This window comes from Flagellimonas oceanensis (assembly GCF_003992595.1).
In the GTDB taxonomy this organism is placed as follows: Bacteria; Bacteroidota; Bacteroidia; order Flavobacteriales; family Flavobacteriaceae; genus Flagellimonas; species Flagellimonas oceanensis.
In genome coordinates this window covers 42,482-62,230 of the sequence record NZ_RZNA01000024.1, presented here as the reverse complement: position 1 = coordinate 62,230, position 19,749 = coordinate 42,482, and the positions used below count along the sequence as shown (strand labels likewise).

The window sequence follows — 19,749 nt, the reverse complement described above, 5'->3', positions numbered from 1 at the left end:
TTAATTCTTATTCAATTCCAACTGTCCAATCAGCGGCCCAGTCAGGTTGAGCGGCACCGTTACCAGCACCTGTGTTGTCACCTTCAGTATAAAAATCTTGAGTGATACCAGCATAGTCAGTTGCCAAGAAGCCCATTGCAGTTGCATCGAATTGAATTGGGTTTATAGACAAATCACCACCTTCAATACGTGCTTCAGCAGCAGTATCGGTACCTGTAACTTTAACACCTAGGTCAACTCCACTTGTATAGAAGTTAGTGATTGTAAACACACCACCACCTTCTTTAAAGAAAAGTGCACCTTCAGTAACTGGTCCTACTACTGTGATATTGCTCAAAGTTGTAGTTGTCATTGGAGTAGCTTCTCCATTGTCACCATTGTTGGAACCTTCGATACCAGCTTTGGCACCACCGGCAATATACCAGTAGCTACCAGTTCCTGTCCAACCATCGGCAAAATCAATGGAATCATCTCCACTTCCGATGGATACCAAGTAGTTTCCATCCACAGTACCACCGAAGAACTCGATACCATCATCACCACCATTGTAGGATTGAACGTATTCGAAAGTTGTTCCAGCACCCACGCCGAACAAAGAAACTCCGTTGAACTCTTTGTCGTTGGAGAAAGTTGCACCAGTGTACTCAACTCTCAAGTAAGTGATGGAACCTGAATCATCATCAGAATTTTCACCACCGTAAGTAAGGTCACCTACCTCTGTAGTTACGTCCACACCTTTGTTGGTAGGAGCATCACCAGCGATAACCAATCCACCCCAGTCACCTTGAGCAGGAGTTTCACTGGAAGAAGTCATCACAACAGGGTTGCCAGCCTCTCCATTGATGAAGATTTGAGCACCTCTTTCAACTCCGATAAATGCAGCAGTACCACCAGAAGCTTTAATCACGGTTCCAGCAGGAATAGTCAAAGAACCTCCTTCTTTTACAATAAATCCACTAGTAAGGAAGTATTCGATAGAGGCATCCAACTCTACATCACCTGTGATTTCACCAGCCAAGTTCTCGGTTGTTGAAGCACTGTTTTCCAATCCGATGGTCCAACCAGCAGCCCAATCAGGGGAAGCAGCACCGTTGCCAGCACCTGTAGCAACTCCTTCTGTGTAGAAAGATTGGTTGGCTCCAGCATAGTTGGTTGCAGCAAAACCGTCTGCAGCATCAGCAAACTGAATATTGCTAATGGTTAGGTCGCCATTTTCAATACGTGCAGCGGCAGGAGCATCGCCATCCGTAACATTAACACCTAGGTCGATGTCAGATGCGTAAAAGTTGTCAATTGTAAAGTTACCACCACCTTCTTTAAAGAATAGTGCACCTTCTGTAACAGGACCAACAACTGTAATGTTGCTCAAAGTTGTTGTTGTCACAGGAGTAGCATCACCGTCATCACCGTTATTGGAACCTTCGATACCAGCCTTGGCACCACCGGCAATATACCAGTTGCTACCAGTTCCTGTCCAACCATCGGCAAAATCAATGGAATCATCTCCACTTCCGATAGATACCAAGTAGTTTCCATCCACAGTACCACCAAAGAATTCGATACCGTCATCACCACCGTTGTAGGATTGAACGTATTCGAAAGTTGTTTCAGAACCAACACCGAACAAAGAAACTCCATTGAACTCCTTGTCGTTGGAGAAAGTTGCACCAGTGTACTCAACCCTCAAATAAGTAATGGATCCAGAGTCATCTGCAGCGTTGTCACCACCATAGGTAAGATCACCTATTTCAGTGGTTACATCCACACCTTTGTTGGTAGGAGCATCACCAGCGATAACCAATCCACCCCAGTCACCTTGAGCTGGACTTGCAGCATCAGAAGTCATAACAACAGGATTGCCAGCCTCTCCATTGATGAAGATTTGAGCACCTCTTTCAACTCCGATAAATGCAGCAGTACCACCAGAAGCCTTGATTACGGTTCCAGCAGGAATAGTCAAAGAAGCACCTTCTTTAACAATGTAGCTTCCTGTAAGGCTGTAATCAACAGTAGCGTCCAATTCTGTATCCTCAGTAACCTCTCCGGATAGTTCAACCGCTGCAGCTTCACATGGCTCACAAGAACCGCCACAATCCACTCCGGTTTCATCTCCGTTTTGGATACCATCGCTACATGTAGGTTCGTCGGGAGGCGTAGGGCCGTTGTCATCTCCACTACAGGACGCGATTAACGCAATAGCAGCAAAGCTTAGTAAAAATTTTAAAAGTGATTTTTTCATAAGTTTTAGATTTAAAAAATTCAGATTTGACATTTAATTTTTATCGTGTAATTGGTATTAAAATTTGTAGGACAAAGACAAGCTAAAGTCCACCCCTTTTTTATAGGAAAGGGCTGTTACAGGACCTCCTTCCAAAAAGCCAGGTATAGCAGGGTTTTCCATATCCAAATCACCCTCTGCATTTTCATTGACACGCTCCACTAGAGGATTCAATATGTTTTTGACGCTCATGCCGATTCCGAAGTGTTCTCCTAACTCAAGAGCACTGATAAAGTCGAGCGTTACAAAACCTCTGTCTACCAAGTGTCCTCTACCAGTACTTCCCAAGGCATAAATACGATCGGAAAAATAGTTTCCTGCCAAGGTGGTCCTTAGGTTTTTAGTGTCGGAGAATTCGGTGTAGTAACTTACGTCTGCATTAAAAATGAAATCAGAGGCACCTTGCAAAGGAGCTTCGGTATTGGTAAATGCTGCCGCAAAATCAGTTTCCTCGGATACTTTTTGATAATCCAATTTTTGATTCGAATTCAAATAAGCAACATTACCTCCGACAGAGAGTCTGTTTGTCAACATGCTTTCTGCTGTTTCTCTTTCGTTTTCAAATACATCCACTCGAGCTTCAATCTCCGCACCAAATGCCGTAGCACTGTCGCCGGTATTGGCATAGCTCAAGTTGTTGGCCGCAGATACAATCAAGAAAGTGTTGATAGGGTTTTCGATATATTTTCCAAATACTGCAAAAGAAATCAGCTCACTTGAAGAAGGGAACAACTCCCATCTTAAATCAACATTGTAATTGGTTGAGTTTTCAAGTGCAGGGTTACCTTGTGTATCTTGGTTGATTTCCTCTTGGAACAAGAAAGGAGCTCTTTCTTTAAATTGAGGCAAGGTGTAGGTTTTACTTGCTGCAAACCTTAGGTTTTGCTTATCGTTCAACTCGTATTTAAGAGCTAAAGATGGTAGGAACTCGAAGGTGTCCAATTCATTGCTGTCATCTCCTTGGATTACAGTGCTCCATTCAATGGTTTGATTGATTTGTTCTCCTCTTGCTCCAGCAAAAAGGGTGAATTTTGGAGTGAATTTGTATTCCAAAGTAACAAATCCAGCATTGATTTGTTGTTCGCCGCCATAAGTTTGAGGATCCAAAGATCCTTCAGTGGATGCGGTTCCCCTAAAAGTTCTAATCTGCCAGAAACCTGAATCCGGTCCATACTCATCAAAGTATGCATCAATATTGTAAGGGTCTACAAAGGGCTGGTTGGCAACATTCAATATCTGATAGTTGAACTGCGTAGCTTCAAAATCCACATTTTTGAAACGTCCGTTGTACCCAATGGTAAACTTTCCATCAAACCCATCTTCCTCATTCTTTTTAAACTTGAATGTTGTCGAAAGGTTGGCAGCTATTTCATCTTCGGTCAATTCTTGAAAGAATCTGTGGTTAGCAGAAGCCGCGGATACCAATCGGAAGGATTTAGGTCCTTCAGGATCATTGTTTGTATAGGGTAAAAGAATGTTCTGGCGACGGTTTGGAATTAAGTTTTCCACAGTATTGTACCCTACGCCCCAGTTTACCTCAAAACTGTCGCTAATGTCATGGTTACCCAACAATTGGTTTACAATTAGGGTTGTTCTTTCAAATGTGTTTCTTTGGATGAAACCACCACCATTTGGGGCATCATCTTCCCTATCCAGAATACCGTTGAACTCTTCATGTTTTTGTTCAGAGTTGTTCAGCATTAGGAAGTTGTATTTTATATCATTGGCAGAACCTAATCTCAAGCCAACATTTCCCATCAAGGTAGTTGCGGTCGTGTAGCTATATTTTTGATAATCAAACTCGGAGTTTGGCAATGCAGTCCCAAGGTTAGGGGCACCTTGGTTCAAACCTTCTCTATAGGAATTCCCATTGCTGAAGGAACCTACTGCGAAAAAGTTAAGTCTTGAATTTTCACCAATATTATAAGAGTCACCTCCTTTAAGGGAAATATTTGAGTTTATTGGAGTACTTCTGGTTTCACGGTCCCAGCTGGTGTCAAAACCATTGTTAAAAGGGTCGTTTGAAATCTCTTTGTTGTAAAAGCCCGTAAAATTGGGCCCATCATACAAATAGAACTCATCAGCCCCAAGAGCAGCAGTATTTGCTCCTGAACCAACTCCAAGCTCCAAAAACCCAGAACCTGTATAATTTCGGGAAACGATATTAATGTTGGCCCCGCCAAAATCTCCATAATTTTGGGCATTGTATGTCTTGTCAATCCCAATGGACTCAATTATCCCAGTACCGAAAAGGCTTAGGTCTATGTTCTTTTTGGAGGTGTTGTTTGATGGTAAAGGAAGCCCATTTAGGGTAGTAACATTAAACCTATCTCCAAGACCACGTACATAAACATTGTCCGAACCTTCTTCCTTGGCTATACCGGTTATTTTGGTAACTGCGGTTGCAGCATCACTTGCTCCCTTGCGTGCCAGCTCTTGCGCACCAATGGAAGTCTCGAGTGTAATTGCTTTTTTCTGATCCAAAAGTAAAGCCACTTCCGAATCTTTTCTGGCTACAGTGGTAACCACTACTTCATCCAAGGCCACCCCTTCAGAGGCGCTCATGGGCACATTTAAACTGGTTACTTTTCCAGCTTCGACCGTCACATTTGGAATTTCAACGGTCTCATATCCTAAATAACTGAAAGTTACCGTGTAAGTTCCAGGCTCAACATTGGCGATTTCAAAAAGACCATCGAAGTCAGAAGTGGCTCCCAGAGTAGTCCCTTTAATAAGTACATTGGCAAATGCAAGCGGTTCATTATTGTATTCTTGGTCGGTAAGTTTACCGACGATGCTACCCGTAGATTGTTGGGCGCTGACCAGTGATGTTGCCGCCAAGGCAAAAATCATTAAAAAATATTTCATTATCAGGTATATATTTGGCGCAAAGAACGCCACGGGTTGTAAAAGCCGTGTTAGTTGTATGTTAAGAGTTTATTTCAGTTCTGTTACAATAATGTTACTAGATTAAATGAATGTTAAGCGTTTATCCCGTAAGTGTATTATCTTTACATTTGGGCGATTAACACAGAAATACCATCCCATGAAAAACAAGGACATTAAGATTCTATTGGTAGACGATGAACCTGATATTCTGGAAATTATAAGCTACAACCTCTCCTCCGAAGGCTACGAAGTATTCACAGCTAAAAATGGAGCGGAAGGAGTCGCCAAAGCCAAAAAGAAGAGCCCACATCTTATCATTATGGATGTGATGATGCCGGAAATGGATGGTATCGAAGCATGTGAAGTGATTCGAAACACTCCCGGATTGGACAACACCATAATCACTTTTTTAACAGCCCGTGGCGAAGATTATTCCCAAGTAGCCGGATTCGATGCCGGAGCTGATGATTACATTACCAAACCCATTAAACCAAAAGTATTGGTCAGTAAGGTAAAAGCCCTATTGAGGAGGTTGAAAGATGACAAAAAAGAAGTAGAGGATATTGTCAAGGTAGGGGACATCGTTATTAATCGTGAGGAATATAAAATCGTGAACGATGGCGAGGAGATGGTATTGCCCAGAAAGGAATTTGAACTATTGTCCCTATTGACCTCCAAACCCAACAAGGTTTTCAAACGTGAAGTGATTCTGGACAAAGTTTGGGGCAATGAAGTGGTTGTTGGTGGTAGAACCATTGATGTCCACATAAGAAAATTACGTGAAAAAATAGGAGACCACCACTTTAAAACCGTGAAGGGCGTGGGGTATAAGTTTGTGCTTTAATGGCCATTAAACTAAAGAAATCATACAAATTTGCGCTACGGTCTTCTTTGGTTATTACCATTTTGATCACAGCCGTATTTGTAGGGTTTCACATGGATGTGGACCATATGGACTGGCCACATACCCTACTTTTTGCCTTGATATGTTTCGCTATTTGCTTCGCCATTATCCAGATTCGGGTAGAGCGCTTCATATATAGGCGAATCAAAAGGATTTATGATGATGTGTCCCTCTTGGAATCCTCCTCCTTTTCCTCCAAGCCCGTGACCACGGACATGAGAACTTTGGTTGAAGAGATTGAAAAATTTGCCGAAGGGAAGAAAATCGAAATCGATACCCTCAAAATACGGGAAGAATACCGAAAGGATTTTCTGGGAAACGTATCACACGAATTAAAAACCCCACTCTTTACAGTGCAAGGTTACATCCTTACCCTACTGGATGGTGCCATGAAGGACAAAAAACTTCGAAAAAAATACCTCCAACGTGCCAATAAAGGGGTGGAGCGCCTCATTTATATTGTAAAAGACCTCGACTTGATCACCAAACTCGAAGCTGGCGAATTAAAGTTGGAACGGGAGGATTTTGATATCATTGAGCTTATCCAAAACACCTTTGAACTTTTGGAAATGAAAGCTGCCAAAAAAGAGATTTCCCTCACTTTTGATATGGAATATCCCAATCCGGTTTATGTAAATGGAGATAAGGAGAAAATACAGCAGGTCATAAGTAATCTGCTGGTAAACTCCATAAAATACGGTTTGCCCAAAGGAACCACGGAGGTAAGTGTGGAAAATCTTATCAAAAACAAAGTGATCGTCCGGGTAACGGATAACGGTGGAGGAATTCCAAAACAGCACATTCCACGTCTTTTCGAGCGTTTTTACCGCGTGGACCAGAGTGGCAGCCGAAACGAAGGCGGTTCAGGTCTTGGTCTATCCATTGTGAAACATATTGTGGAGGCCCACGGCGAAAAAATTTACGTGGAAAGTGAGGTCGATGTAGGTTCTGAATTTTCCTTCACGCTGGAAAAGGCCTCCACGGCACCAGCTTCGGAGAAAACTCCAAACAAGGAGGAAAAATCAACGCTTGAATCAAATTGAGCCAGCCCATCAAAATCCTTTATTTTGGATAAATCCTGGAGCTTGAATTCTTCCTGCGTGCTATAGGGAACCAAACCTTGTTTTTGCATCCGTTTGGCCAAATATTCCTGTTCGTATTGACCCGGTGTGGGGATGAAAAATGCTTTCTTTTCCAACTTGGCCAAATCCATGACCGTGGTGTATCCCGATCTACAAAGGACTTTTTCACTTTGGTTCAAGGCCTTTTCCAATTGGTTGGACTTCATAAAATTGTAATGCAGGATTTTTCCCTTTGATGTCTGAATTTCTTCTTGGACCTGTTCATCTTCGATTTTGCCTTTTACAAAAAGAATGTTCCCTTCAAACCCTTGGAGTTCAGCCAATAGTTTTTCCTCCAACATGGTCCGTTGCGGTTCAGGACCAGAGAGCAACACCATCAAATCATTGATGATTGGAGCCTCTTTTTTCTCAAATCGACTCAAAGGACCCAAATAAGCAATGTTCAATTTGGATTTTTTCAGATGCCCCAGTTTCCCCGTTAAATTCGGTTTTTCTTCCACATCTGGAACCCAGCAGGCATCAAACTTTTTTATGATTTTTTGATGTGCTTTGGAACTCATCCAAGTTGTATTGCCCGAAAGTACGTTGAGTTGATGGGTAATGAACACGCAGGGCACTTTTTTGTAATAGGCGCCCAATCGATTATCAGAAATGATTCCGTCCAACCCGTGCTCTTTCACCAAACGCTTTACGGCTTTCTTTTCCTTGGCAATGGCTTTGAGCACTTTTGGGGAGTCCCAGATCATTTTTATTTTGAAATTCCTTGCCTTTTCTGCATACGATATCTTGTAGGACGGAAGCTCAAATGCCGGTAAATTTGGAAATTCCTTCTTCAATAAAGAAAGGGCAACCCCGTCTGAAGCCAAATAGGGTTGGTGCCCATGCTTTATTAATTCATGAATAATGGGGATGCATCTGGTAGCATGTCCCAGCCCCCAGTTCAAGGGAGCAACCAGAATACGTTTGGAAGAATTCATAACAACAAAAAAACAAAATGCGAATTGCTTTTAGATTTCCTTAGTTTTGCCAAATCATTAATTTTTTGCTCAATTCAATACGAAAGTGGGAAGTAAGAACAAGCTGAAACGGTTCAAGGAGAATGAAACATTTGCCAATGTGGTCCAACCCACACGGGAAGAAGTCTTGGATGGATTCAAGTATAAGGGGAACTGGGCCTCTTTTTTTGGAAATGATAATCCCATAGTATTGGAACTGGGTTGTGGCAAGGGCGAATATACGGTTGGGCTTGCACAAATAAACCCAAACAAAAACCATATCGGAATCGATATTAAAGGAGCCAGGTTTTGGAGGGGTGCAAAAACCGCTTTGGAGGAAAAAATGAACAACGTAGCGTTTTTGCGTACGCAAATTGAATTGGTGGACCATCTTTTTGGCGAAGGGGAGGTCAGTGAAATCTGGATTACATTCCCCGACCCACAGATAAAGTATAAACGAACCAAGCACCGAATGACGAATCCCGTGTTTTTGGAGCGATACAAAAAAATTCTCAAGCCGGGTGGATTGATCAATCTAAAGACCGATAGCGAGTACATGCACGGCTATACTTTGGGGCTTTTGCAAGGTCTGGGACATGAAATTTTGTACGCCAACCACGATGTGTATAAAAATGAAGGAGCTCCTCCAGAAGTGCTCAAAATTCAGACTTTCTATGAAAATCAGTATCTTGAAAAAGGAAAACCAATTACCTACATCCAATTTAGGATCAACTAACCAATGACCCACGTACTCATTCTTTTTTTTGCTACATTCTCGGCAGCCTTTATGGCTACCGTGCCACCGGGGTTGCTCAATATGAACGCGGCCAAGGTTAGTGTGGAAAAGGGAAAATTGAACGGAGTAATCTTCAGTCTGGGGGTTTCCAGCACCATTATGCTGCAGGCCTATATTGCAGTTTACATTTCGAAATTTTTATACCGTAACCCTGAGGTAATAGACATTTTATTCAAAATTGCCGTGGCTGTATTTGCCTTTTTTGCCGTTTATTTTTTTGTATTGGCAAAACGTAACAAATCTCAGGCCCAAACAATCAAAGAGGTCAACCTGAGTAAAAAGAACAGTTTTTTTAAGGGTGTTTTATTGGCAGCACTCAATTTGTTGACGATTCCCTATTATAGTGGTTTAAATGCGATGTGGAACGAAGCGGGGTGGATTAAATTCGAGGCAAAGGACATTACTACTTTTGTGGTAGCTGCCGGGGCAGGAACATTTTCCGTACTATACCTCTATACATTTTATTTTGATAAAATGGAGACCAAGACCAACCGTTTTTCCAAGAACTCCAACTATATTTTGAGCGCTTTGATGCTGTTGTTGCTGATTATCACACTGATTCGAATCATGTACCGCTAAGATGGAGAAAAACTTTTTTGATAAAGTGTACGAAGTGGCCAAACAGATTCCTTACGGCAGGGTGACCTCCTATGGAGCCATTGCCAAATATTTGGGAGCTGCCCGAAGCGCCCGGATGGTGGGTTGGGCCATGAACAATTCCTTGGCGAAGGACGTCCCTGCACATCGTGTGGTCAATAGGGTGGGTGTGTTGACGGGCAAGCACCATTTTGATGGAAGCAACATTATGCAACAGCTCCTCGAGAACGAAGGCATCTCCGTCAAGGACAATCAAATCGTTGATTTTCAAAAATACTTTTGGGACCCTGCGATAGAGCTTGATCAATAACCTGGAGGATGCAGTTCATCAAACGAGGTGTTGTCCTGAAATGCTTTTGCCAATAACAATATACTCTCCTCATCATATAAATTACCGACAAACGTCATGCTCGTTGGATGGTTTTCATCATCCAATCCCGTTGGAACTGCAATTACCGGATGGCCTGTTAAATTCGTGGCCATCAATTGGTCGTTACCAAAGGTGGGTGAAATCAAAACATCGAAGTCCTTCATCAAATCGTGCATTTTTTGGATGAGCACCTGTCGCTGTCTATTGGCCTGTATGTACTCCACAGCAGGAATGAATCTACTTTGTCTTAAAGAGTTGGCTCGAGAGCGTCTACTTTGCTCCACCATCAAGTCCACATCTCCCGAACGGACGAGTTCATCAAAAAAGGCTCCTGCTTCGGCTCTCAAAATAATATCGAAACCACGATAGGGTACTTCTTTGGGCATTTCCACTGCGGCAGGTTCAATACCCATTTCCTTCAAGGATTTAAGGGCATTTCTCAGATTGTCCCCGGTTTCCGTAGTATCTTTTTCAATGTCTTTTTTCAAATATGCTACCCGTAGGTTTTTGATGTCTTTTTTCCAGTCCACTCCAAATGGAAGGTCAGTTGTGCTCAAATCATTTTTATCTTTTCCCTGGATGGCTTCAAAAACAATGGCACAGTCCTCTGCATTTCGTCCCAGTGGACCTACTTTATCCATGGACCAGCTTAAGCTCATCACACCATGTCTGCTTACCCTTCCATACGTAGGTCTAAGACCTGTGACCCCGTTTCGTGTGCTTGGCGAAGTAATCGAGCCCAAGGTTTCCGTTCCTAGAGCAAATGGCACAAGCCCTGCAGATGTTGCCGAACCCGACCCTGCCGACGAGCCACTGGCCCCTTGTGTAGTGTCCCAAGGATTTTTGGTTTTTCCACCAAACCATACGTCGCCTCTGGCCAATGCCCCAGACACCAATTTAGCAACTAAAATGGCTCCCGCATCCTCCAACTTTTTAACCACGGTGGCTGTTTCATCGATTATCTGGTCCTTGTAAGGAGCGGCTCCCCAAGTTGTGGGATACCCTGGAACCGCCATTAAATCTTTGGTGCCATAGGGAATGCCATGGAGAATACCACGGTATTTCCCATTCTTGATCTCTTCATCGGCTCGCTTGGCCTGTTCCAATGCCAAACTATCTGTTATGGTTATGCTGCATTGCAGAGCAGGTTGATATTTTTTAAGACGGGCCAAGAAAAATTTTGTTAGCTCCGTAGAGGATATTTTCTGATTTTTTACAAGTGAGGCCAATTGAGGAATTGTGTAAAATGCCAATAGATCGTATGGTTCAGGTATTTTTATATTATCTGGAATCTTCCAATCGGTTCCATTTTGCTGCTCCGGCATGGTAAAATCGAACGGGGTTGGGTCAAAGCGGATAGCTGGGAAAACATCATTTCCTATTGGATATTTACGCAATGAATCGAACCCACTACGGTTTCTTTTTAAATAGGGATAGAGTGTATCAATGTCTTTGTTGGCAAAATGAAGGCCGATTAATTTTTCCGACTTTATAACATCTCGCTTTGTAAATGAGTTTTTGTTTGTGGAGCATGAAAGACATGTCAAAAAAATAACTAAAAGAATAAAGTGGGGGATTCTGGTTTTTGACAGCATGTTGGTTGATAATTTCAAGTAACAGCTTCTAAGCTACATTTTTTCAAAAAAAGTAGCACAAAAACGCCTCTGTTTTGTGTTGGTTAATGATGTTTATTCCATTCTCCGTAATCCAAAATGTGATTTTTTTGAAATTCAACAGTACAACTTCTTAATCTAACGCCAACACCGTATCTTTGTAGTTTAGAACCAGTTCAAACTATTGGTTTAAAAAATTTGATTCATGAAGTTGAAAAAAACAGATATTCTTAAGGCATTGGAAAAAATTTCCGCACCCGGTGAAGGCCAGAACTTGGTGGAAAGTGGTGCAGTGACCAATGTTCAGGTTTTCGGTGATGAGGTTGAAGTGGATGTTACCATCAAGAACCCAAGTCTTCAAGCTAAAAAGAAGACCGAGGTGGAAATATTGAAGTGTATTCACAGAGAGGTATACGAAAAAGCCAAAATAAAGGTCAACCTAAAGGTTGATGCTCCCGAAAAACCCAAAGTGAACCAAATCAAGGGAAACCCGATTCCCGGGATTCAAAATATCATAGCTGTAGCGTCCGGTAAAGGTGGTGTGGGTAAATCTACCGTGACCGCAAACTTGGCGGTGACCTTGGCCAAAATGGGCTTTAAAGTGGGGTTGCTGGACACGGATATTTACGGTCCATCCATGCCGATCATGTTCGATGTGGCCACGGAAAAGCCGTTGTCCATAAATGTGGATGGCAAAGCTAAGATGAAACCCATTGAAAACTATGGGGTGAAACTACTTTCCATAGGATTCTTTACCCAACCCAATCAAGCTGTAATCTGGAGAGGTCCCATGGCGGCAAAGGCATTGAACCAAATGATTTTTGATGCGTATTGGGGCGAATTGGACTTCCTTTTACTGGACCTGCCACCAGGAACAGGCGATATCCATTTGAGCATTATGCAATCCCTGCCCGTAACAGGAGCGGTGGTGGTAAGTACCCCTCAGGAAATCGCATTGGCCGATGCCAGAAAAGGAGTGGCCATGTTCCAACAGGAGGCTATTAATGTCCCCGTATTGGGAATCGTGGAGAATATGGCGTATTTTACACCTGCGGAGCTACCGGATAATAAGTATTATATTTTTGGTGAGAACGGAGCAAAGAACTTGTCCGAAGATTTGGAAGTACCATTTTTAGGACAAATTCCGCTGGTGCAAAGCATCAGGGAAGCGGGTGACGTAGGAAGGCCAGCTGCTTTACAGACAGCCACCCCTACCGAAGAGGCTTTCGAAGAGCTCACAAAGAGTGTGGTTCAGGAGTTGGTTAGGAGAAATACCGACCTTCCACCGACCGAAGCAATAAAAATTACAACAATGGCCGGCTGTTCCGCTGTTAAAAAGAAATGAGCATGGCAACAATGACATCAGAAGAAACAAGGACCAATGTAGAAAAGGCGTTGGAAGAGATACGTCCATTTTTGCAGAGTGACGGAGGGGACATTACGTTGATTTCCATCGAGGACAATACGGTAAAGGTACGTTTGGAAGGTAACTGCATTGGATGCAGTGTAAACCAGATGACCTTGAAGAGCGGAGTGGAAATGACCATTAAGAAGTACGCACCTCAAATCGAAGAGGTAATCAATATTTCCTAACTGATATTAATCATGAATCTTTTTTTGGGCAAGCAGTAAGTTGCGTGCCAAAACCCTAAGTATATGATCAAAACAGATATTTTGATAATTGGAGCGGGACCTACGGGTCTCTTTGCTGTTTTTGAAGCAGGCCTTTTACAACTCAAATGTCATCTCATCGATGCATTGCCACAAGCGGGTGGTCAATGCTCCGAAATATATCCAAAGAAGCCCATTTACGATATCCCTGGATACCCCGAAGTATTGGCGGGCGATTTGGTGGATAACCTTATGGAGCAGATCAAACCGTTCCAGCCAGGTTTTACTTTGGGTGAACGTGCCGAGACCATCGAAAAATTGGATGATGGGGCGTTCATCGTTACCACGAATAAAGGGACTAAGCACCATGCTCCCGTGGTGGCCATTGCAGGTGGTTTGGGAAGTTTTGAACCTAGAAAACCCTTGCTTGAAAACTTGGCAAAGTACGAAGACAATGGAGTGGCCTACATGATCAAGGAGCCGGAGATCTACCGAGATAAAAAAGTGTTGATTGCCGGTGGGGGCGATTCCGCTTTGGATTGGTCCATCTTTTTGGCCGATGTCGCCAAGGAAGTAACCTTGGTACACCGCAGAAATGAATTTAGGGGTGCTTTGGATTCTGTGGAAAAAGTACAGCAACTCAAGAATGAGGGCAAAATCAATTTGATAACACCTGCCGAGGTGGTTGCCTTGAAAGGCGAAGACCAATTGGAGAAAGTAACCGTCAAGAACACCTCCACTTCCGAAGAAACCGATGTGGAAGTCGATAACTTTATCCCATTGTTCGGATTGTCGCCCAAATTGGGCCCAATCGCCAATTGGGGACTCGAAATAGAGAAAAATGCCATTAAGGTGGACAATACTTATGATTATCAGACCAACATTCCCGGTATCTATGCCATTGGGGATGTCAATACGTACCCTGGGAAATTGAAGTTGATTCTTTGTGGGTTCCATGAAGCCACCTTGATGTGCCAAAGTGCTTATCAAAAGATATTCCCCGATAAAAAATATGTGATGAAATATACCACTGTAGGCGGAGTAACAGGTTTTGACGGAAGTAAAAAAGAAGCGCCGAAGGCTGTGGTTAAAGCTATCGACTAGTAATAAATCAAAAATAAAATCGTTAAGGGAACTCCTTGGTGAGTTTTCGAATAGGTATGAGCGATATCAAATTAAAAATTATAGATAGAGAGGGCGTAGCGCATGAAGTGGATGCCCCAACGGATATGAACATGAACCTGATGGAAGTGGTACGTTCCTACGAACTGGCTCCGGAAGGGACTATTGGAATTTGTGGCGGAATGGCGATGTGCGCCTCTTGCCAATGTTATGTGCAGTCCGACCACCAACTTCCTGAAAAGTCGGATGACGAAGAAGCCATGTTGGCCGAAGCCTTTTTTGTGAAGGACAACAGCCGTTTGGGTTGCCAAATCCACATTACTGAGGATTTGGATGGTTTGGAAGTGGAATTGGCACCTGAAGAAGCTTAAATTCTTGCCTGATAAGTGAACAGGTTGAAGTATCTTCCTTCGGAAGCTATCAGTTTTTCATGTGTGCCCTGTTCCAGGATGTGGCCGTTTTCAATCACTAAAATTTGGTCCGCTTTTCGGATGGTACTCAGTCGGTGCGCAATGACAAAAGTGGTTCTACCTTTGGTAAGTTCGCCCAAACTTTTCTGAATCAGCGCTTCGGATTCCGTGTCCAAACTTGAAGTGGCTTCGTCCAAAATCAAGATTTTGGGGTCTGCCAAAATAGCTCGCGCAATGGCAATGCGTTGACGTTGCCCCCCTGATAGTTTTACGCCACGTTCCCCGATCAAGGTATCCAAGCCTTTGTCGAACCGGTCCGTGAATTCATCCACATAAGCGGCTTTTACCGCTTCCAATAATTGTTCTTTGCTGGCATCTGGTCTTGGAAAAAGTATATTTTCCCGGATGGTGCCCTCAAACAAAAAGTCATCTTGAAGCACAACGCCCAAATGTTTACGGAAGCTTTTTAAATTAACATTGGAAATGTCTTGTCCATCGATAGTGACTGTGCCCGAATCAGGATTTAAAAAACTGGCGGCCAGGCCTGCGATAGTGGATTTTCCCGAGCCTGAACTGCCCACCAAGGCTACGACCTGCCCTTGTTCCACATCAAAACTGATATTATGCAGCACTTCCTTATCTTCTTCATAGGAAAAACAGACATCGGAAAATGACATGCGTCCCACAACTTTGTCCAAAACAATGGTGCGGTTTTCCTCATCGGACTCCTCTTCCAAGTTCATCAATTCCTCTGTTCTGTCCAAACCGGCCAGCGCTTCGGTCAACTGACTTCCCACACTGCTCATTTGTACAATCGGGGCAATCATAAGGCCTAAAAGCACCGTAAACTCCACAAATTCCCCTACGGTAAGGCTGTCGTGAATGATTTTATAGCCACCAAATCCCATAACACTGGTGGTCGCCACACCTAAGAGAAAAGTGGAGGAACTTGTCATAAAGGCAGTGGTCGTCAAACTCTTTTTTACATTTTCATACAGGCGTTCCACTCCAACTTCAAACACTTCTTCTTCCTGCCGCTCGGCATTAAATCCTTTGATTACGCGAATGCCACCCAAGGTCTCTGTTAATCTACCTTTTACCTCGGCATTGATTTTCCCACGATTCCTGAAAATGGGACGGATGATTTTAAAGGCTTTCAGAGCAATGATGGCGAAAGTGGTCAAAGGGATAAAGGTGAAAAGCGTCATAAACACGCTGATTTCCATCAACAGAATTAGGGAGACCACTGCCGTAATGATGCCGCCTACCAATTGCACCAAACCTGTTCCGATAAGGTTTCGGACGCCTTCAACATCCGACATGATTCTGGATACCAAAGCTCCAGATTTGGCATTGTCAAAAAACCGAACGGGCAATGCCAGTACTTTTTTTTGTACCTGGGCACGCAGTTCAGAAATAAGGTATTGCGCCTGTACGCTCAAAATCTTGGTCAGCAAAAACGAAGTGACGGCTTGCACGAGAATCGCCAACATTACACCAGCAACCAGGTACTTAAGCATGTCAATGTCCTTGTTCACGATAACGTCATCAATCAAATATTTGGAGGCAATCGGAGCTACAAAACTGGCCCCCTTGCTAAGGGCAATTAAAAACAGACCTAAAAAAACGAGTTTGCGCTTGGGCCAAATAATGGTTTTGAACGCAGTAAGAATACTAACTTTTTTATCGGGCATAATAATTTTTAGAAAGAGTCTGCAAGTTACGGCAAAATATAAGGATGGGGAATTGGGTGGTTCGGGGCTCGGAAAAATTACAAACACTATATTTAACTGCTTGAATTATAAAAAACAGGTATGCTAAAAGCACGATGGTTCGGTTTTTTGTTGTTGATAGGCTCTTGGTGCATGGCACAGCAAGAGTATCCAAAGTTGACGGAATTCGTTACCGATAAAGCCCAAATTTTCACACAACCGCAACTTGAAGGACTTCGCACCAAACTATATCAATTTGAATCGGAGACCACCAATCAGTTGGTGATTTTAACGATTGATGAACTGGGCAACGAGACCATTGAACAGTATGCGCTGGAGGTCTTCAACCAAAATGGGTTGGGACAGGAAGGAAAAGACAATGGTATTCTGATTCTCTTTTCAAAACTGGACCGGGAGGTCCGTATTGAGGTGGGCTACGGGCTAGAGCCCTACATTACGGATGCCGTTGCTTCGCGCATCATTCGAAATACGATGATCCCAAGGTTCAAGGAGGAAGATTATTTCGGAGGATTGGATGCTGCCACCAACCAAATCATTGAATTTTTGAACAATCCCGAGGCGCTGGATGAATTCAAAGCCGAAATCGAGGCTGAAAACGAAATGCCTTGGTGGCTGTTGGGAATCATTGGTTTGTTCCTGATGATGTTCGTAGCTGCGGGCGGATTCATTTTTTACAAAGGGTATTCTACCTTGATTGAAATACTCCGAGGCATGTTCATTGGAAAATTAGCGGTGTTCAGAGGCGTGTTTATGGCCGTTTTTATGCTGTTTCCTTTGGTTTTTGGGATGGTTTTTGTGGGCATGCCATTGTTTTTCATAACATTATTACTTGGTTTTGATGATGAATTGAGCCGATTGGTCAAGGATTTTACCTGGGTACTTTTTGTGGTTCTGGCTTTTATTGTTCTTACCATACTACTTGTCGTTAAAAAAATGAAGGACAAAGGCGACCAAGATCTGAAACTATCGTTTTTTAAATCCGATAACGATTATATGAGCAAAACCTTTTCCTCTTCGGGAACCCATTCCTTCGGTTCGGGATCTAGTGGAGGTTCATCCAGTAGCTTTTCTGGAGGGGGAGGAAGTTCTGGAGGTGGAGGTGCCAGTGGAAGTTGGTAATTGTTTCCGATTTACCGTATTTTCACAAAAACTAACTAAACCAATCCCCGATATGAGAGTTACAATCCTTGCAGCACTTTTTCTATTTATTTCTTGTTCCGAAAAGCCTCAAACGGAGGTGGAACAATGGGAAGCACAAGCGGAAAATATTACCATCATTCGAGATGATTTTGGAGTGCCTCATATTTATGGAAAGACGGATGCGGATGCAGTATTTGGATTGCTCTACGCGCAATGCGAGGATGATTTTAACCGTGTGGAACAAAATTATATTTGGGCCACTGGGCGTTTGGCCGAGGTGGAAGGGGAAGATGCCTTGTACAGTGACCTTCGGGCCAAGCTTTTTATGACAGAAGAAGAGGCTAGGGCCAATTACGAAAACAGTCCCGAGTGGCTAAAGGAACTTTGTGATGCCTTTGCCGATGGAATCAACTACTACTTGCATACCCACCCTGAGATCGAACCCAAATTATTTACCCGTTTTGAACCGTGGATGCCCATGTATTTCAGTGAGGGGTCTATTGGAGGGGATATCGAACGGATATCGACGCGAAAAATCAAAAGCTTTTACGAAAGCGGTATGGAATTACCGGAAATGGAAGCGCTTCAGCTCAAAAAAGAGGAAGAGATGGCCGAGCCACAAGGTTCGAATGGAATCGCTATTTCTGGAGACTTGACGGAATCTGGAAATGCGATGTTATTGATCAACCCCCATACCTCATTCTACTTTAGAGGTGAAGTGCATGTGGTTAGCGAAGAAGGATTGAATGCCTACGGCGCTGTTACTTGGGGACAGTTTTTTGTGTACCAAGGCTTTAATGAAAAAACGGGATGGATGCACACTTCAACCTATACCGATGTGATGGATGAGTTCAAGGAGACCATCGTTAAAAATGATGGAAAACTATTTTATCAGTACGGGGAGGAATTGAAACCTGTGGATTCAAGTTCAGTGACCTTAACTTATAAGGATGGGGACAGCATGAAGGAGAGAACCTTCCCAATGTATAGTACCCACCACGGTCCGATTACCCATCAAGTGGGTGGTCAATGGACGGCTTCCGCCATGATGTGGGAGCCCGTAAAAGCTTTGGAGCAATCCTATATTCGTACCAAACAAGATGGTTATGATGGTTTCAGAGAGATGATGGATATTCGAACCAATTCCTCCAATAATACCGTTTATGCCGATGCAGAAGGGAATATTGCCTATTTCCATGGAAATTTTGTGCCCAAGCGCGATACCATCTTTGATTATACCGAGCCAGTGGACGGTAGTAATCCCAAAACCGATTGGCAAGGACTCCATACAGTGGATGAAAATATTTTGGTGCTGAACCCAGAAAATGGTTGGATTCAAAACTGTAATTCCACACCTTATACATCCGCGCTGGAGTTTAGTCCAAAGCGTGAAGATTACCCCAATTATATGTCCGTGGACCAAGAAAACTTTAGGGGCATCCATGCCATTGAATTGCTGACAGGCCGAAGCGGATATACTTTGGACGAACTTATTGAATTGGCACACGATCCTTATTTGCCGGCTTTTGAGGCGTTGATTCCCGGCTTGGTAAAGGCTTATGATGAAAACCCAAACCCTGAACTGGAGGAGGCAATCGACGTTTTGCGTAATTGGGATTATACCACTTCTGAAGAATCCATTGCCATGACTTTGGCTCATTATTATGGAACAATTTTTTGGACATCAGCATTGACTGGAAAAATGAAAACTCGCCCCACTCAATTAGAACTGTTTAATAACAATGAAAAATGGATGTCTTCTGAGCGAAGGGTGGAACTCTTTAAGCAGGTCTTGGATAATCTTGAAAGTGATTTCGGAACTTGGAAGATGCCTTGGGGCGAAGTGAATCGGTACCAGCGTTTGAATGGTGATATCCGCCAAGCGTTTGATGATGACAAACCAAGTATTCCGATTGGTTTTGCCAGTGGAAGATGGGGTGCCTTGGCTGCTTACGGAGCTCGTTATTCCAACAATACCAAAAAGATTTATGGTACCCGCGGTAATAGTTTTGTAGCTGCTGTGGAATTTGGGGATAAAGTAAAGGCAAAAACCATGTTGGCTGGGGGTCAGAGTGGAGACCCTGAGTCGCCACATTTTAATGATCAAGCGCAACGCTACGCCGATATGGAATTCAAAGATGCAGCTTATTACAAGGAAGATGTGCTAAAACGAGCGGAAGTAACCTATTCGCCGGGAGAGAAGTACTGA

The 19,749-nt window shown here is 43.3% G+C and carries 15 protein-coding genes and 1 pseudogene; 11 read left to right on the top strand and 5 right to left on the bottom strand.

Annotation, left to right across the window (positions count from 1 at the left end; all coding sequences use genetic code 11):
• Positions 1-7: 7 nt before the first annotated feature.
• The gene (locus tag EO132_RS19425) at positions 8-2,239 is read right to left on the bottom strand and encodes a hypothetical protein (RefSeq protein ID WP_205780330.1); all 2,232 of its coding nucleotides are present in this window, start codon (positions 2,237-2,239) and stop codon (positions 8-10) included.
• 57 nt (positions 2,240-2,296) lie between these two features.
• A complete protein-coding gene (locus tag EO132_RS07215; protein ID WP_127137239.1) occupies positions 2,297-5,146 on the bottom strand; it encodes a TonB-dependent receptor in 2,850 nt (949 codons plus the stop codon).
• A 178-nt stretch (positions 5,147-5,324) separates the two neighbouring features.
• Here EO132_RS07215 and EO132_RS07210 point away from each other — a divergent pair, with 178 nt between their 5' ends.
• Positions 5,325-6,011 carry a response regulator transcription factor gene (locus EO132_RS07210; RefSeq protein ID WP_127137238.1) on the top strand — a complete coding sequence of 229 codons (687 nt, stop codon included), beginning with the start codon at positions 5,325-5,327 and terminating at the stop codon, positions 6,009-6,011.
• Positions 6,011-7,114 (top strand): sensor histidine kinase, encoded by a 1,104-nt coding sequence (locus EO132_RS07205; RefSeq protein WP_235856400.1) that lies wholly within the window; start codon positions 6,011-6,013, stop codon positions 7,112-7,114. The genes EO132_RS07210 and EO132_RS07205 overlap by 1 nt, the downstream gene beginning before the upstream one ends.
• A gap of 38 nt (positions 7,115-7,152) precedes the next feature.
• Here EO132_RS07205 and EO132_RS19700 read toward each other — a convergent pair.
• Positions 7,153-7,494 (bottom strand): annotated as a pseudogene (locus tag EO132_RS19700) (glycosyltransferase); the annotation flags it as partial.
• A 721-nt stretch (positions 7,495-8,215) separates the two neighbouring features.
• Between EO132_RS19700 and trmB the strand changes: the two are divergent.
• From trmB to EO132_RS07185, 3 genes are read left to right on the top strand one after another with little or no spacing between them, the layout of a single operon-like run.
• On the top strand, positions 8,216-8,884 hold the full coding sequence (gene trmB, locus EO132_RS07195) for a tRNA (guanosine(46)-N7)-methyltransferase TrmB (protein ID WP_127137236.1): 669 nt from the start codon (positions 8,216-8,218) through the stop codon (positions 8,882-8,884).
• Between the two features lie 3 nt (positions 8,885-8,887).
• The gene (locus EO132_RS07190) at positions 8,888-9,523 is read left to right on the top strand and encodes a LysE family transporter (protein ID WP_127137235.1); all 636 of its coding nucleotides are present in this window, start codon (positions 8,888-8,890) and stop codon (positions 9,521-9,523) included.
• A gap of 1 nt (position 9,524) precedes the next feature.
• Entirely contained in the window at positions 9,525-9,851 is a 327-nt protein-coding gene (locus EO132_RS07185; protein ID WP_127137234.1) for an MGMT family protein, read from the top strand.
• Here EO132_RS07185 and EO132_RS07180 read toward each other — a convergent pair.
• Positions 9,845-11,236, bottom strand: a complete 1,392-nt coding sequence (locus EO132_RS07180; protein WP_235856399.1) for an amidase — start codon at positions 11,234-11,236, stop codon at positions 9,845-9,847. The genes EO132_RS07185 and EO132_RS07180 overlap by 7 nt on opposite strands.
• A gap of 493 nt (positions 11,237-11,729) precedes the next feature.
• Here EO132_RS07180 and EO132_RS07175 point away from each other — a divergent pair, with 493 nt between their 5' ends.
• From EO132_RS07175 to EO132_RS07160, 4 genes are all read left to right on the top strand, one after another.
• Positions 11,730-12,869: an Mrp/NBP35 family ATP-binding protein gene (locus EO132_RS07175; RefSeq protein WP_127137232.1), complete on the top strand. Its 1,140-nt coding sequence runs from the start codon at positions 11,730-11,732 to the stop codon at positions 12,867-12,869.
• Positions 12,870-12,880: 11 nt separating this feature from the next.
• Complete coding sequence (locus EO132_RS07170; protein WP_127137383.1) at positions 12,881-13,117, top strand: NifU family protein; 237 nt, start codon at positions 12,881-12,883, stop codon at positions 13,115-13,117.
• Positions 13,118-13,180: 63 nt separating this feature from the next.
• The gene (locus EO132_RS07165) at positions 13,181-14,239 is read left to right on the top strand and encodes an NAD(P)/FAD-dependent oxidoreductase (RefSeq protein ID WP_127137231.1); all 1,059 of its coding nucleotides are present in this window, start codon (positions 13,181-13,183) and stop codon (positions 14,237-14,239) included.
• Between the two features lie 56 nt (positions 14,240-14,295).
• The gene (locus EO132_RS07160; RefSeq protein ID WP_127137230.1) at positions 14,296-14,628 is read left to right on the top strand and encodes a 2Fe-2S iron-sulfur cluster-binding family protein; all 333 of its coding nucleotides are present in this window, start codon (positions 14,296-14,298) and stop codon (positions 14,626-14,628) included.
• Here EO132_RS07160 and EO132_RS07155 read toward each other — a convergent pair.
• Positions 14,625-16,361, bottom strand: a complete 1,737-nt coding sequence (locus EO132_RS07155; RefSeq protein ID WP_127137229.1) for an ABC transporter ATP-binding protein — start codon at positions 16,359-16,361, stop codon at positions 14,625-14,627. The two genes, EO132_RS07160 and EO132_RS07155, sit on opposite strands and share 4 nt — an antisense overlap.
• Before the next feature lie 120 nt (positions 16,362-16,481).
• Between EO132_RS07155 and EO132_RS07150 the strand changes: the two genes are divergently transcribed.
• Together EO132_RS07150 and EO132_RS07145 are read left to right on the top strand one after the other, a co-directional pair.
• Positions 16,482-17,519 (top strand): TPM domain-containing protein, encoded by a 1,038-nt coding sequence (locus tag EO132_RS07150; protein ID WP_127137228.1) that lies wholly within the window; start codon positions 16,482-16,484, stop codon positions 17,517-17,519.
• A 52-nt stretch (positions 17,520-17,571) separates the two neighbouring features.
• On the top strand, positions 17,572-19,749 hold the full coding sequence (locus EO132_RS07145; RefSeq protein WP_127137227.1) for an acylase: 2,178 nt from the start codon (positions 17,572-17,574) through the stop codon (positions 19,747-19,749).

Coding starts and splice junctions, on each gene's coding strand:
- EO132_RS19425 (WP_205780330.1), bottom strand. CDS start 2,239: ATGAAAAAATCACTTTTAAAATTTTTACTAAGCTTTGCTGCTATTGCG.
- EO132_RS07215 (WP_127137239.1), bottom strand. CDS start 5,146: ATGAAATATTTTTTAATGATTTTTGCCTTGGCGGCAACATCACTGGTC.
- EO132_RS07210 (WP_127137238.1), top strand. CDS start 5,325: ATGAAAAACAAGGACATTAAGATTCTATTGGTAGACGATGAACCTGAT.
- EO132_RS07205 (WP_235856400.1), top strand. CDS start 6,011: ATGGCCATTAAACTAAAGAAATCATACAAATTTGCGCTACGGTCTTCT.
- EO132_RS07190 (WP_127137235.1), top strand. CDS start 8,888: ATGACCCACGTACTCATTCTTTTTTTTGCTACATTCTCGGCAGCCTTT.
- EO132_RS07185 (WP_127137234.1), top strand. CDS start 9,525: ATGGAGAAAAACTTTTTTGATAAAGTGTACGAAGTGGCCAAACAGATT.
- EO132_RS07180 (WP_235856399.1), bottom strand. CDS start 11,236: ATGCCGGAGCAGCAAAATGGAACCGATTGGAAGATTCCAGATAATATA.
- EO132_RS07175 (WP_127137232.1), top strand. CDS start 11,730: ATGAAGTTGAAAAAAACAGATATTCTTAAGGCATTGGAAAAAATTTCC.
- EO132_RS07170 (WP_127137383.1), top strand. CDS start 12,881: ATGACATCAGAAGAAACAAGGACCAATGTAGAAAAGGCGTTGGAAGAG.
- EO132_RS07165 (WP_127137231.1), top strand. CDS start 13,181: ATGATCAAAACAGATATTTTGATAATTGGAGCGGGACCTACGGGTCTC.
- EO132_RS07160 (WP_127137230.1), top strand. CDS start 14,296: ATGAGCGATATCAAATTAAAAATTATAGATAGAGAGGGCGTAGCGCAT.
- EO132_RS07155 (WP_127137229.1), bottom strand. CDS start 16,361: ATGCCCGATAAAAAAGTTAGTATTCTTACTGCGTTCAAAACCATTATT.
- EO132_RS07150 (WP_127137228.1), top strand. CDS start 16,482: ATGCTAAAAGCACGATGGTTCGGTTTTTTGTTGTTGATAGGCTCTTGG.
- EO132_RS07145 (WP_127137227.1), top strand. CDS start 17,572: ATGAGAGTTACAATCCTTGCAGCACTTTTTCTATTTATTTCTTGTTCC.